This is a genomic window from Henriciella sp. AS95 (genome assembly GCF_038900055.1).
Taxonomy (GTDB): domain Bacteria; phylum Pseudomonadota; class Alphaproteobacteria; order Caulobacterales; family Hyphomonadaceae; genus Henriciella.
Genome location: NZ_JBBMQM010000001.1, coordinates 2,013,373 through 2,027,199, shown reverse-complemented (window position 1 = coordinate 2,027,199; position 13,827 = coordinate 2,013,373). Strand labels below are relative to the sequence as shown.

General features: G+C 59.3%; 14 protein-coding genes. 10 read left to right on the top strand and 4 right to left on the bottom strand.

Annotated elements, in window-relative coordinates:
* Window positions 1-39 precede the first annotated feature (39 nt).
* On the top strand, window positions 40-1,065 hold the full coding sequence (gene purM / locus WNY37_RS10075) for a phosphoribosylformylglycinamidine cyclo-ligase (RefSeq protein WP_342973262.1): 1,026 nt from the start codon (window positions 40-42) through the stop codon (window positions 1,063-1,065).
* A complete protein-coding gene (gene purN / locus WNY37_RS10070; protein ID WP_342973261.1) occupies window positions 1,062-1,655 on the top strand; it encodes a phosphoribosylglycinamide formyltransferase in 594 nt (197 codons plus the stop codon). The genes purM and purN overlap by 4 nt, the downstream gene beginning before the upstream one ends.
* On the opposite strand, the gene WNY37_RS10065 is transcribed toward purN, so the two are convergent.
* Together WNY37_RS10065 and ndk are read right to left on the bottom strand one after the other, a co-directional pair.
* The gene (locus WNY37_RS10065; RefSeq protein ID WP_342973260.1) at window positions 1,633-2,070 is read right to left on the bottom strand and encodes a BLUF domain-containing protein; all 438 of its coding nucleotides are present in this window, start codon (window positions 2,068-2,070) and stop codon (window positions 1,633-1,635) included. The genes purN and WNY37_RS10065 overlap by 23 nt on opposite strands.
* 122 nt (window positions 2,071-2,192) lie before the next feature.
* Window positions 2,193-2,615, bottom strand: coding sequence for a nucleoside-diphosphate kinase (gene ndk, locus WNY37_RS10060; RefSeq protein WP_342973259.1), 423 nt, complete (start codon window positions 2,613-2,615; stop codon window positions 2,193-2,195).
* A 139-nt stretch (window positions 2,616-2,754) separates the two neighbouring features.
* Here ndk and WNY37_RS10055 point away from each other — a divergent pair, with 139 nt between their 5' ends.
* Window positions 2,755-2,946 carry a hypothetical protein gene (locus tag WNY37_RS10055; protein ID WP_342973258.1) on the top strand — a complete coding sequence of 64 codons (192 nt, stop codon included), beginning with the start codon at window positions 2,755-2,757 and terminating at the stop codon, window positions 2,944-2,946.
* Here WNY37_RS10055 and WNY37_RS10050 read toward each other — a convergent pair.
* Together WNY37_RS10050 and WNY37_RS10045 are read right to left on the bottom strand one after the other, a co-directional pair.
* Window positions 2,943-3,413 (bottom strand): DNA polymerase III subunit chi, encoded by a 471-nt coding sequence (locus WNY37_RS10050; RefSeq protein ID WP_342973257.1) that lies wholly within the window; start codon window positions 3,411-3,413, stop codon window positions 2,943-2,945. The genes WNY37_RS10055 and WNY37_RS10050 overlap by 4 nt on opposite strands.
* 153 nt (window positions 3,414-3,566) lie before the next feature.
* A complete protein-coding gene (locus WNY37_RS10045) occupies window positions 3,567-5,033 on the bottom strand; it encodes a leucyl aminopeptidase (protein ID WP_342973256.1) in 1,467 nt (488 codons plus the stop codon).
* Window positions 5,034-5,128: 95 nt separating this feature from the next.
* Between WNY37_RS10045 and WNY37_RS10040 the strand changes: the two genes are divergently transcribed.
* The 7 genes from WNY37_RS10040 to WNY37_RS10010 all read left to right on the top strand — a co-directional run bounded on the left by WNY37_RS10040 (window position 5,129) and on the right by WNY37_RS10010 (window position 13,739).
* Window positions 5,129-6,235 (top strand): LptF/LptG family permease, encoded by a 1,107-nt coding sequence (locus WNY37_RS10040; RefSeq protein ID WP_342973255.1) that lies wholly within the window; start codon window positions 5,129-5,131, stop codon window positions 6,233-6,235.
* Entirely contained in the window at window positions 6,235-7,350 is a 1,116-nt protein-coding gene (gene lptG, locus WNY37_RS10035) for an LPS export ABC transporter permease LptG (protein ID WP_342973254.1), read from the top strand. The genes WNY37_RS10040 and lptG overlap by 1 nt, the downstream gene beginning before the upstream one ends.
* A 67-nt stretch (window positions 7,351-7,417) precedes the next feature.
* Window positions 7,418-9,976 carry a type I DNA topoisomerase gene (gene topA, locus WNY37_RS10030; protein ID WP_342973253.1) on the top strand — a complete coding sequence of 853 codons (2,559 nt, stop codon included), beginning with the start codon at window positions 7,418-7,420 and terminating at the stop codon, window positions 9,974-9,976.
* A gap of 37 nt (window positions 9,977-10,013) precedes the next feature.
* The gene (locus tag WNY37_RS10025; RefSeq protein WP_342973252.1) at window positions 10,014-10,478 is read left to right on the top strand and encodes a GNAT family N-acetyltransferase; all 465 of its coding nucleotides are present in this window, start codon (window positions 10,014-10,016) and stop codon (window positions 10,476-10,478) included.
* Between the two features lie 89 nt (window positions 10,479-10,567).
* On the top strand, window positions 10,568-10,699 hold the full coding sequence (locus WNY37_RS10020; protein ID WP_342973251.1) for a hypothetical protein: 132 nt from the start codon (window positions 10,568-10,570) through the stop codon (window positions 10,697-10,699).
* 65 nt (window positions 10,700-10,764) lie between these two features.
* Window positions 10,765-13,014, top strand: a complete 2,250-nt coding sequence (gene rnr, locus WNY37_RS10015) for a ribonuclease R (RefSeq protein WP_342973250.1) — start codon at window positions 10,765-10,767, stop codon at window positions 13,012-13,014.
* Window positions 13,011-13,739 (top strand): NUDIX hydrolase, encoded by a 729-nt coding sequence (locus WNY37_RS10010; RefSeq protein ID WP_342973249.1) that lies wholly within the window; start codon window positions 13,011-13,013, stop codon window positions 13,737-13,739. The genes rnr and WNY37_RS10010 overlap by 4 nt, the downstream gene beginning before the upstream one ends.
* Window positions 13,740-13,827: the final 88 nt, after the last annotated feature.

Here is a 13,827-nt window from a genome sequence, read left to right as displayed (position 1 = left end):
GCTGGCAGAAGCAGGACGCTCATGCTAACGCGCTCATCCATGACGACCAAAGACCAAACTCCTCTTTCTTATAAGGACGCCGGTGTCGACATTGAGGCAGGCGAACGCCTCGTCGATGCGATCTCCCCTCTGGCCAAGGCCACTAAGCGATCTGGCGTGATGGGAGGGCTTGGCGGCTTCGGTGCGCTGTTCGACCTCAAGAAGGACGGCTGGGCGGATCCGGTGCTGGTTTCCGGAACTGACGGCGTTGGAACCAAACTGATGCTGGCCTTCGACACGGGCATTCATAGCACGGTCGGCATCGACCTTGTCGCCATGTGTGCGAACGACGTGCTCGCGCAGGGCGCCGAACCGCTGTTTTTTCTGGACTATTTCGCGTGCGGAAAACTGGAAGGCGGGATCGCTGAATCGGTTATCTCCGGTATCGCCGAAGGGTGCCGACAGGCTGGATGCGCCCTTGTTGGCGGCGAGACTGCCGAGATGCCGGGCATGTATCCGCCGGGACATTACGACCTTGCTGGTTTCGTCGTTGGCGCGGTCGAGCGCTCCGACATATTGCCTCGCATGAACGACATGGACGCCGGTGACGTCCTGATCGGTATTGCCTCTTCAGGTCCGCACTCGAACGGCTATTCCCTGATCCGGCGCATTGTTGAGCGAACCGGCCTCAAATGGGACGCAGCATCCCCCTTCTCAAACGTAACGCTGGGCGAAGCGCTGCTGACCCCGACGCGGCTTTACTCGAAAGCCGCCCTGCCGCTGATCAAAGGCGCCAAGGTGAAGGGGCTCGCGCATATCACGGGCGGCGGTCTTACCGAGAACGTGCCGCGCATGCTGCCTGATCAGCTGACGCCGCGCTTTGACCGCACCAGCTGGAGCGTGCCGGAGGTTTTCAAGTGGCTGCAGGCGGAAGGCCGGGTCGAAGAAGACGAGATGCACCGCACCTTCAATATGGGCATCGGACTTGTCTTCGCCGTAGCACCGCAAGACGCCGACGATGTGATGTCAGAACTGGCGTCGCTGGGCGAACAGCCGACCATCATTGGTGAGATCGCGGCAAAGTGAGCCGTCTGCGGCTAGCGATCCTGATTTCCGGGCGTGGCACCAATATGGAGCGCCTGCTGGAGGCGGCCGCCGAAGATGGTTTTCCGGCCATTGCAACCCTCGTTCTCTCAAACAAGGCATCCGCAGCCGGACTGGATACGGCCCGCAACGCAGGTGTGGAAGCGCTCGCCATTCCGCATCGTGATTTTGATGACCGCGAGAGCTTTGAACGCGCCATGGACCAAGCTCTGACGGATCGCGGTATCGAGATCATTGCGCTTGCCGGTTTCATGCGCGTGTTGACCCCATGGTTCGTGGGCAAGTGGGCTGGCCGGTTGATCAATATTCACCCATCCCTCCTGCCGAAGTATCCTGGCCTGAACACGCACGCCCGCGCCATTGAGGCTGGTGATGTGGAAGCGGGTTGCTCTGTGCATTGGGTGACGGAAGGCGTCGATGAAGGCGATGTCATCGCGCAGGCGCGGGCGCCAATTCTATCCGGTGACACGCCAGATCAGTTGGCGAACCGCGTGCTTGCAGAAGAACACAAACTCTATCCGCGTGCCCTTGCGGAGGCCTGCCGCCTGATCAGGCAGCGTCATGCATCCTGAGATTGCTCAGGAAGGCGCGCAGGAAAACACTCAACATCGGGTGGCTTGCAAAGTCGCCGGTTTCACAGCTCTCGACCGCCGAGCGGATATCTCTTAGCTGGCGCACGTGGCGGGCGTCCATGTCTTCGCCAAGGCGGTAGAGCATCGACCATCCTGCGAATGCCCGTCCGGTTACACACTCGTTCAGCAGCATTTTACAGTCCGAATGGCGCCAGTCCCTGCGGATCCGGGCGTAAAGCGCGTCCAGGACGGCCTTATCGCCTTCCAGCACCTGAAGAAACGTGCCTTCGTGGTAAATCAGCAAGCCAGTCACGCCGGCCTTGCGATTGTTCTCGCGTGACGTTGTCAGGATGTCGGTAATGTGCGGCGCCTTGAGATTGTGACGCGCCGAGCTGGTGTAGATGAGGCGTTGCATTCTGTAAGCCCTGCTAGGTTTGAGAGGCGAGTCTGCAGCGGGTTGGTTAACGCAGGTTTACGGCAAAGAAAAAGGCCCCTCCGCGAACGAAAGGGCCTCTCAAAATCTTGGCTTTGACGCGTTTAGCCTGTGATGTCCGCAAGGCTGAAGAATTGCGCAATCTCGATTGCGGCGTTTTCTTCGCTATCAGAACCGTGGACTGAGTTCTCGCCGATGGATTTGGCGTAGAGCTTGCGGATCGTGCCATCAGCCGCTTCCGACGGGTTGGTCGCGCCCATGACATCGCGGTACGCTTTGACGGCGTTCTCGCCTTCGAGGACCTGAACAACGACCGGCCCGGACGTCATGAATTCAACGAGTTCACCGAAGAATGGACGCTCCTTGTGGACGTCGTAAAAGCGCTCAGCCTGCTCACGGGTCATCTTGATGCGGCGCTGGCCGATGATACGCAGACCAGCCTTCTCGATGACGGCGTTGACGGCGCCGGTCAGATTGCGCTCGGTTGCGTCCGGCTTGATGATGGAAAAGGTACGCTGGATCGCCATGCATGGCTCCTTATTAGTCGGATGAATTGCTTGGCGCGGCCTATAACTGGCAGGCGGGCCGGGGGCAACAGTTTGCTGACACGCGCGGCGGTATCGTCTAGTTTAGGGAACATGCAGCAAGAAATCGGAAGGACACACCATGACCGGCATATTGAGGCTGATGATCGCCCTCGCCCTGATGATTTCGGCAGTTTATGCTGTTATCTGGCTCTGGACCGGAACGCTGCCTGACTATGGCCGGGAAATTCTCGGCACGCTGGGCATCATTACAGTTCTGTCGATTGCTGTCCTGCTTCTGTCCAAGCCAGCGGGTGGAAAGCCGAACTCCTAGCCAGCTTCCTTCCAGCCGCCCTGCTGGGTTTGCTGGAAGTAACGCGTCGTGAGCCCGGCGTCAGACGCCGCCTTGTAGAGTTCGCGCGCCTTGTTGCGGACGGGCATGTCGCCATCGTCGAACATCACCATGCAGCGCTCATAGGGCGCGTGGATCGCCATGTCGGCGCCGTCCATGAGCAGCGCGACGGCCGCCTCATTCAGATTGTCGGTCTTCTCGGTGATCAGGATGGGCTGACGGGCCGGATCGAGCCCAGCCGCCTCAGCCTGGCCATGCGGCAGAAAGCTCTGATCGTCAAATTTCCAGAGCGCTTCATCGAGCGCGCCCCGGCGGCGGACATCAGGGCTGACGGCAAGCACGCGCCAGCCCCGTTCCAGACATTTTTCGAGCAATGGACCAGCGGCCTGCTCAAGCGTGGTGCGCTTGAGATGGTAGAACCACCATTCAGGTTTGGCGGTGTCAGACATGCGCAACGCTCTCTCCTCCCCCGCGGGCGGGGGAGGTGGGCGGCAAAGCCGTTCGGAGGGGGGAGTTGCATAGCTCAGCGAACGAGGCGTGCCCCCTCCGCCCTTCGGGCACCTCCCCCGTGAACGGGGGAGGAGAAGCGTCCCATTCAGCCATTAGCCCTCGTAATTGTCCGCAATCCAGCGATCCAGCAGGCGCGGCCCATAGCCGGACGCCCAGCTTGGATCGATTGGAGACTTGTCACCTTCCACCCAGGCGACACCTGCGATGTCGAGGTGCGTCCATTTCTGACCGTCGCGGATGAAGCGCTTCAGGAATTGCGCAGCCGTGATCGAGCCAGCAGCACGGCCACCAATATTTCGCATATCCGCGAACTTTGATTTCAGCAGCTTGTCATATTCCGATCCAAGCGGCAGGCGCCAGACACGTTCGCCCGATTCCAGACCGGCTTTGGTCAGCGCATCGGCCATGCCGTCATCATCCGTAAACAGGCCAGCATGGTGGTGGCCGAGGGATATGACGATCGCGCCAGTGAGCGTTGCGAGATCAACGATGGCTTCAGGCTTGAAGTATTCCTGTGCGTACCAGAGCACGTCGGCAAGGACCAAGCGGCCTTCGGCATCGGTGTTCTGGACTTCGATGGTCTGACCGGATGCAGACTTCAGGATGTCGCCAGGGCGGATCGCATTGCCATCGGGCATGTTCTCAACGAGGCCGACAAGACCAACCACATTCGCTTTCGCCTTGCGCTTGGCGAGTGACAGCATCGTGCCGACGACAGCAGCCGAACCGCCCATATCGCCGCGCATGTCTTCCATGCCTGGCCCCGGCTTCAGCGAAATGCCGCCCGTGTCGAAACAGACGCCCTTGCCGACAAGCGCGACAGGCGCGTCGCCGTCCTTGCCGCCATTCCATTTCATGATGGCAAGTTTGGACTCTTTCACGCTGCCCTGGCCGACGCCGAGAAGAGACCCCATGCCGAGCTTTTCCATCTCGGCTTCACCCAGAACCTGAACTTCTAGGCCTTCTTTCTCAAGCTCCTTGATACGGTTGGCATACGTCTCCGGGTAGAGATCATTGGGGGGCAGATTCACCAGCGTACGAGCCAATGCAGTGCCAGCAGCAGCGGCAGCAAGTGGCTCATAGGCGGTCTCGGCGGCGCTTGCGTCCGGCACCACGAGGGTGAACGTCTCAAGACTCGGCTTGTCGTCGTCTTTCAGCTTCGTGAAATAATCATCAAACCGATACGATGCGAGTTCCGCACCTTGCGCCGCGCGGACTGCCGATTTGGCGTCATCCATATGGAGCGCCAGTGATTTGAAGCCGCTATTTGCCTGCGCCTTGTAGAGCGACGCACCGATCTTCTCCAAAGCGCGCGCATCGCGGTCCTTCGGCTTGCCGCCGCCAATCAGGACGGCGCGCCGCGAGGGTGCGCTCTTCGAGAGAACCACATAGGCTTGCTGGCCTGTCTTCCCTTTGAAGCGTTCCTGCGAGAGCGCTTCGGTCAGAAGACCGCCGCTCGTCTCGTCCAGGGATTCGGCTGCGGCAGGCAGCTTTCCGTTCTCGTCGACAACAAATGCAGTGATGTCTGCATCGGCTTGTTCTGCAAAAGCAATTTTCATGAATAAACTCCGTTTGTTGCCGAAACTAAGCATCGACGCGCGCCAATCAACTCGCTAGGCAAGGCGCACAGCAAAAAATAGCACCTGACCCGCCCATGAATCGCATCCAGAGCTACCTCTTCAAGCAAGTGTTCCGCTCTGTTGTGGTGATTGTCGGCGGCCTGACGCTGCTTGCGATTTTGGCGCAAGGCCTGTCCCAGACCGACCTTATCATTGAGAACAGGCAGTCTGCACTGACATTTTTCTATGTCGTAGCGCTCGGGTCTCCTCAGATTATTGCACTGCTTACACCGCTGGCCATCTTTGTCGCGACGATCTGGTCGCTCAACAAGCTCCACAGGGACAATGAGATTGTCGTCGCCGGCGCGGCGGGCATGACCCGCTGGCAGATCGCCTCGCCAATCATCCGGCTGGCTGTTCTTGCCGCTCTTGCCTTGTTGACCGTCAATCTGTGGGTTCAGCCAACCGCGCAGCGCGCTCTGCGAGAGACGGTGACCGAAGCGCGGGCAGATCTGGCCACATCGCTGGTGCGGCCTGGCCAATTTACGAAAGCAGGCGATGACCTGACGGTTTTCGCGCGCGAATCACGCGGCGGCGACCTCATCGGCGTGCTGATATCCGACAATCGCGATGATGCGCGAGACTATCTCGCCCAGCGTGGCCGCTTTGTCGAAGTTGACGGCGCCCCCAGCATCGTCATGTGGGAAGGCCAGATCCACCAGCCCGATGCAAATGGCGGGCTTTCGATCCTGGACTTCGACCAGTCGACGTTTGACCTGACGCCGTTCACCGAAGACCGCGGCGCTGTGGTTCTCAAGGCATCCGACCGGTATCTGCATGAGCTCATCAATATCGACCGGACCAATTACCAGCAAATCCAGGACGCCGACAAATTCGTCGCTGAAGCCCACGCTCGCCTGACAACGCCGCTGGTGAGCATCGCGATGGCGCTCATCGCGATCATGGCGGTTCTGGGCGGCGACTTTAATCGTCGTGGATATAGCCGCCGTATCGTGTTTGCGACGGCGGGCGCGTTAGGCCTGGTCATGGTGCAGCTGACAATACAGTCCGCCAGCGCCGACAATGTGATGGTCAATATCGGCCAGTGGCTGGTCCCCCTCGGCACGCTCGCCGTGCTCTCATTCATCTTCTTCAATTGGAAGGATGCGCCTGCCCAACGCGTGAAGGGGGAGTATCGCTGATGCTCAACCGGATTCAGCGATACATCTTCCTGCAGTGCGCAACGAGCCTGGCGCTGGTGCTGACGATTTTTGTCGTGACGATCATGCTGGTCGACGTCGTGGAGCAGCTCAGAACGGTCGGCGGCGATGTCGGCTTGTCGCCGCTACAGGCCGTTCAGCTATCGGCGATGAAGCTGCCCGGACTGATTGAGGAAACCCTTCCCTTCGCGATCCTTGTCGCCGCCATGATGGCCTTCAGCCGGCTGAACAAGCGCTCTGAATTGTCGGTCATCCGCGCGACCGGCATGTCGGCCTGGCAGTTTCTTCGACCGGTTATGGCGATGGCCGTCCTTGTCGGCCTGTTCTCAATGATGGTGCTCAACCCGCTCGGTTCGCGCCTGTCCAATCAGTTCGAGGAGTCGCGAAACGCCCTCCTGATTTCCGGCGGCTTGCAGCCTGAGTCGGAGCGTAATGACGTTTGGCTGCGTCAGGGCGATGGCAATACGCAGATCGTCATTCATGCCGAGAGCGTCGATAGCACCGGTCAGGTCTTCGAGGATGTGAAGATGCTGGAAGAAGGACGGGTGTTTGAAGACGGTCGCCCGACACAGCGTTTCAACTTCGTCCGGCGCATTGATGCAGAGCGGGCCCGCATCATTGACGGCTTCTGGCAGATCGAAAACTTGGTCGAAAATATCCCCGGGACGCCGCCTCAGCGCATGGCAAGCCTGGCTATTCCAACCGATCTCGACCCGGACACATTGCTCGACCGCTTTGTTTCGCCGAGCACAATCGGGTTTTGGCGACTGCCGAGCTTCATCCAGCAAACTGGCAAAGCGGGCCTCGACACGTCGCGGTTCCGGGTGCGTTTCTTCAGCCTTACCGCCATCCCTGTCTTCTACACATCGATGGCTTTGATCGGTGCGATCGTTTGCCTGCGGCTGTCGCGTCTGGGCGGAACGAGCCAACTCGTTGCAGTCGGTGCGCTGTCAGCAACGGGCGTGTTCTTCATCATGCAGTTTTCATCCAGCCTGGGCGCGACGGGGGCACTGCCGCCGATCATCGCAGCGTGGTCGCCGGCCCTGTTTGCCCTCTTCGCGAGCCTTACCGTTATTGCCTATCGCGAGGATGGCTGACGCAAGCACGGGTTGACAGGCGTCAAGGTCACCACCAAGTTCCGGCGCTCTCTGGAGGAGCCCCCATATGAAAGTTGTTGTTGTTGAGTCGCCGGCCAAGGCAAAGACGATCAACAAGTATCTCGGAAGCGAGTACAAAGTGCTCGCATCCTACGGGCATGTGCGTGACCTGCCCTCAAAGGACGGCTCAGTCGATCCGGACAATGATTTTGAGATGGTGTGGCAGGCCGACAGCAAATCGGCGAGCCGCATTCGCGAAATCGCCGAGGCGACGAAGACCGCCGACAAACTCATTCTCGCAACCGACCCCGACCGCGAGGGCGAAGCGATCAGCTGGCACCTTCTGGAAGCGCTGCAGAAGCGCCGCGCCCTGAAAGGTATCCCGGTCGAGCGCGTCGTCTTCAACGCGATCACGAAGAACGCGGTCACGACGGCCATGGAAAACCCGCGCCAGATCGATCAGGAACTGGTTGATGCCTATCTTGCGCGCCGTGCGCTGGATTATCTGGTGGGCTTCAACCTGTCCCCGGTTCTCTGGCGCAAACTGCCAGGGTCTCGTTCGGCGGGCAGGGTCCAGTCTGTTGCCTTGCGGATCATCTGCCAGCGTGAGCTGGAGATCGAGACGTTTCGACCACAGGAGTACTGGTCGATCGAAGCCGATCTGCGGGCGAAAGACGGCACGGATTTCAAGGCGCGGCTCTACGCGCTGGATGGCAAGACACTCAAGAAATTCGACCTGCCAGACGAAAAGACCGCCACCGACGCGCTGAACGCGGTGAAAGTCGGCGGTTATTCTGTCTCTTCGGTGGAGTCCAAGCCGGTCAAGCGCAACCCGCCGCCACCGTTCATTACATCGACCCTGCAACAGGAAGCGTCCCGCAAGCTTGGCTTCTCCGCCAAGCGGACCATGCAGGCCGCCCAGAAGCTCTATGAAGAAGGCCGCATCACTTACATGCGGACCGATGGTATCAACATGGCCGAAGAGGCCTACAGCGCGGCGCGTCGACAAATCGAGAGCGACTATGGCGCCCGCTATCTACCTGAGAAGGCTCGCCGCTATTCGTCAAAGGCAAAGAACGCCCAGGAAGCGCACGAGGCCGTTCGCCCGACCGATTTCAGCATTCGCCCGGAAGCCTATCGCGGCGATGGGGACCTGAAGAAGCTCTACACGCTTGTCTGGCGGCGCGCCGTCGCTTCGCAGATGGAGCCGGCAGAATTCGAACGCACCACGCTCGACTTCCAGTCGAAAGACAAGCGCGCCACGCTGCGCGCGACCGGACAAGTCGTTGTTTTCGATGGTTTCATCAAGCTCTACACTGAAGGCCGGGATGATGGCGACGAGGATGAAGACGCAGAAGGCCGCCTGCCGAAAATGAAGGAAGGTGAGCACGCTGATCTCAAGGACGCCAAGTCCGAGCAGCACTTCACACAGCCGCCGCCGCGCTATACAGAAGCGTCGCTCGTCAAACGACTTGAAGAGCTCGGCATTGGCCGTCCCTCGACCTATGCGTCTACCCTGTCGACACTTGAAGATCGCGACTATGTCCGCCTTGAGAAGAAGCAGCTTATCCCGGAAGACAAGGGCCGACTGGTAACGGCGTTTCTCGAGAACTTTTTCGAGCACTATGTCGAGTATGATTTTACTGCCGAACTGGAAGAAAAGCTCGACGTCATTTCCGACGGCAAACTGGACTGGAAGGCGTTTCTTCGCGATTTCTGGAAGCAGTTCCACGCGGCCATCGAAGACACGAAGGACCTTCGCGTTTCGGAAGTGCTCGATGCGCTTAACATCGCGCTCGGCCCTTATGTTTTCCCATCCAAGGACGAAAACGGCGATCCGAAGGAAAACCCGCGTGAATGCCCGCTCTGCAAAGAGGGCGAACTGTCATTGAAGCTGGGGCGCCATGGCGCTTTCGTCGGCTGCTCGCGCTATCCGGAATGCAAATTCACCCGGCCATTCTCGGCGGATGCTGAGCAGGACGGCGCGATCAGTCCTGATGGCGAAGAACTTGGCGTTCACCCGGAGACCGGTCTGCCCGTGCTTCTGAAAACCGGGCGTTTCGGCCCCTATGTCGAAATGGAAACGGACGACAAGCCGAAGCGGACCAGCCTGCCCAAGGGCTGGCAGCCGCAGGACATGAACCTTGAGAAGGGCGTGAAACTGCTGTTACTGCCGCGCGAAGTTGGCAAACACCCTGAGGATAATGAACCGATCCTCGCCAATCTTGGGCGCTATGGCCCTTACGTTCAGCATCTTCGGACGTTTGCCAATGTGAAGGATATCGAGGAGCTCTTCGATATTGGTCTCAACCGCGCCGTCACGTTGATCGCGGACAAGAATGCGAGCCGGGGCGGTGGCCGTGGCAAGGCAGAGCCGCTGAAGGAACTCGGCAAGCACCCAGGCGATGAGCAGCCGATCCACGTTTATGAGGGCCGCTACGGCCCATATGTGAAGCACGGCAAGACAAATGCGACTCTCCCCAAAGATGTCACGCCAGACACGGTGACGCTTGAGCAGGCCGTCGAATTGATCGACGCGAAAGCCAAGAAGCCTGCTAAAAAGAAGGCGGCCGCAAAAAAGAAAGCGCCTGCCAAGAAAAAGCCCGCGGCCAAAGCGAAAAAGTAGCGGGGCAGAGAGCAGACTGAACCGGCATCGTACGATCATGACTGTTTCAATTCGCCCGGCGACCAGGGATGACCTGCCGACCCTGCTCGACTTCGAGCAGGGCATCATTACCGCAGAACGCCCATTCGACTCGCTCCTGAAGCCGGACCCGATCAGCTATTACGATATCGCAGAGATGATCGACGCGGATGGTGCGATCGTCATCGTGGCTGAAGTCGATGGCAAACTTGTCGCCTCGGGCTATGCGAAGAAAAAACGCTCGCGCCATTATACGTCGCCGGAATGGCACGCTTTCCTGGGCTTCATGTACGTCGCGCCAGACTATCGTGGGCAGGGGCTCAATAATCTGATCGTGGATGCGCTCACCGATTGGGCGCGCCAGCAGGGTCTGAGTGAGGTCAGACTGACGGTGTATCCAGGCAACGAACCGGCGCTGCGGGCCTATACCAAAAAAGGGTTTGCACCCTATCTGACCGAAATGCGGCTTGGCCTCGACGACTGACGCTCTGCCCTTTCCTTCTGTATATTCTGAACCAGATCCTGTTTCGAACGTTGGTTTGGTGACCAACGAATTATCGAGAGGAATCTGAGATGCAGGAGAAAGAACTGAATAAGGAAGAAGCGCGCCAGGGCGAAACGGGTTTCGGCATGCGCTGGGTGCTGATTATCTCAATAGTCGCCGCAGTCATCGCTCTCGCCGTCGTATTCGCGACGATGATGTAGGCTTCAGGGAAGGCCAACCTGAATGATTACAAGCAATCCGGCCCAGAATCCCCTATATGCGGCGTATGAGTTTTCCCGACCGCGAGACTGTTCTCGACTTCATTGAAAAAAATCCTTCGCTTACGACAAAGCAGGAAATTGCACGTGGCCTCAAGGTAAAAGGCCGCGAACGACAGACCCTGCGTGCCGTCCTCAAAGACCTTGAATCTGAAGGTATTCTTGAGCGCACCGGCAAACGTGCCTGGGCCAAGGCAGATACCCCACCCCCAACCGGCGTTATTACCTTTGAGGCGATTGACGAGCACGGAGACCTGATCGCCCGCGCTGTCGGTCGAGACGGCGCTTTTGGTCCTGTGATCCATTACACGGGCTATCAGGGCAAATCACGAGGCCCGGAGCCTGGGATTGGCGATCGTGGCTTGGCCAAAGTCACGGAAACAGGCGGCGAATACAGGGCCAAGCTGATCAAGCTTTTTGAAAAACGTGACGAAGAAACGCCCATGACGGGCCGTTTCGAGCGCACGCCGAAAGGTGGACGCATCGTGCCGGCCAATCGCCGGGACAAGCGGTCCCTGCTGATCGCTGAAAGTGACCGCAACGGCGCCGAGGACGGCGACCTTGTGACTGCCATGCCGAAGCCGGGAAAACCGGCAGGCCCGGCATTCGGCGTGGTCACGGAAGTTCTAGGGCGTATGGACGACCCTCGCGCGGCGTCCCTGCTGGCGATCCATGCCCACAATATACCGGTCGAGTTTCCAAAAGAGGTGCTGGACGAGGTTAAAACCATCGAGCCGCTCCCCTGCAAACGCGAAGACCTCACGAAAACGCCCCTGATCACCATCGACCCGCATGATGCGCGCGATCATGATGACGCCGTCTACGCAGAGAAGCTGGATGATGGCTGGAAAGTGATCGTGGCGATTGCGGATGTCGCCGCCTATGTCCGCCCTGGGACGGCGCTCGACCGCGAAGCCCAGAAGCGCGGCAATTCAACCTATTTCCCAGACCGCGTCGTTCCGATGCTGCCATTTGAACTGTCAGCAGATGCCTGCTCGCTGCGCGAGCTTGAAGACCGCCCCTGCATGGCTGTCGAAATGATCTTTGATCAATCTGGCACCAAACGAAAACACCGGTTCATTCGCGGAACGATGAAATCTGCTGCCAAGCTGTCCTATGAGGAAGCCCAGGCGGCGATCGATGGCAAAACAGGCGGCAAGGGCGATGACTTCCTTGAGCCCGTCCTGAAGCCCCTCTGGGGCGCCTACGAGGCACTTGGGAAAGCCCGCGAAAAACGCGGACCATTGGAACTCGATCTGCCTGAGCGCCGTGTCGAGATCGGCGAAGACGGGACGGTATCCGCGATCACAACAAAAGAGCGCTTCGACGCGCATAAGCTGATCGAAGAGTTCATGATTCAGGCAAACGTGGCAGCCGCCGAAACGCTTGAGAAACAGGGCGCTCCCCTGCTCTACCGGGTTCATGATCAACCAAGCGATTCAAAGCTGGCCGCTCTCGCAGAGTTCCTTCAAACGCTGGACATGAAGTGGCCACTCGGCGAACGCCCGCAGACAAACCGGTTCAATCGGCTGCTGTCGGATACGCGGGAGACTGATCATGCTGACGTGATTTCTGAAGTCATCCTGCGTTCGCAGGCGCAGGCTGTGTATGACCCTGAAAATAATGGGCATTTCGGACTCAATCTGGCCAAGTACGCTCATTTCACGTCACCGATCAGGCGCTATAGCGACCTCGTTGTTCATCGCGCGCTGATCAGCTCTCTGAAGCTTGGCGAGGACGGCATGACGAAGGAAATGGCGTCATCGCTGCATGATCTTGCCAGCCACCTCGTCGACACGGAGCGCCGCTCCATGGCCGCTGAGCGCGAGGCGACGGACCGCTATCTGGCGCTTTATCTTTCCGACAAGGTCGGCGCAGAGTTCGAGGGACGAATTACGGGCGTGACACCGGCCGGCCTGTTCATTCGCATGGCCGGCACCGGCGCTGACGGCTTTGCCCCGATTTCAAAACTGTCCGACGACTATTGGGTCCACGATGAGGCCTCAATGGCGCTGATTGCCAGGGGTAGCGGCAAGCGCTTTGAGATGGGTCAGATTGTCAAAGTGTCACTCAAAGAGGTGACACCGCTACAGGGCGGTCTCTTGCTGGAAGTGCTTTCACCACCACGCCCCCGCAAACCCGGCCAGAAAGCGCCCGACTCCCGTGGGGGCAAGTCTGGTCCTCGCGGTAAAGGTCGTGGCAGCATGTCCTCCAAGCCTCGTCACAAGAGGCGGAAAAAGGGAGGCAAACGCGAATGACCGTCAAACTCGGCAGCGCATACGACAAGGAAGGTGATGGCGACGTCATCCAGAAGGACCGACCGACGCCGCGCCCAAGCGATGCTGCGACTCTCATCCTGTTGCGACGCGACCAGGCCCAGCCGAGGCTACTCATGGGCAAGCGCTCAGGCCGGCATACTTTCATGCCCGACAAATACGTGTTTCCGGGAGGACGCGTAGACACAGCTGACGGGCGCGTACCGAGCCTGTCGGAGTTCCGTTCATCGGTCGAGGAAAAGCTCTTGCACAAGACGCGGCGCAAACCGCGCGCATTCGGCCTTACGGCGATCCGAGAAACCTTCGAGGAAACCGGGCTGATTGTCGGCCGCGCCAGCGACTTTCCGGGCACGCCAGCTGCCGACTGGTCGAAATATGCCGCGCAGGGCGCTGCCCCGTGCCTGAGAGGTTTCACCTTTATCGGGCGAGCCATCACCCCACCGTATCGACCGAAGCGCTTCGACGCGCGCTTTTTCATGGCTGAAGCCGAAGATGTGCTCATCGACGAACGGCCTCCCGTCGACGGTGCGGAGCTGCACGATCTGCAGTGGGTCACGCTGAACGACGCTTTGGCGCTCGATCTTCCAAACGTCACCCGTTTCATGATCGGCGAGATCAGCGAAAGGCTGAAACAGACCGATGTCAACGCGATGCGCCCGCCCTTCCTTCGCTGGACGCCGAGCGGTCATTCGAGCGAGCGGATATAGACTTCAGCTCAATGCGTTGCACCGCTTGACTTTAGGGGGCTTGGCCTTCATTAAGCGCCCTTCGAATTCCAAGAACACTCGCAAAGAG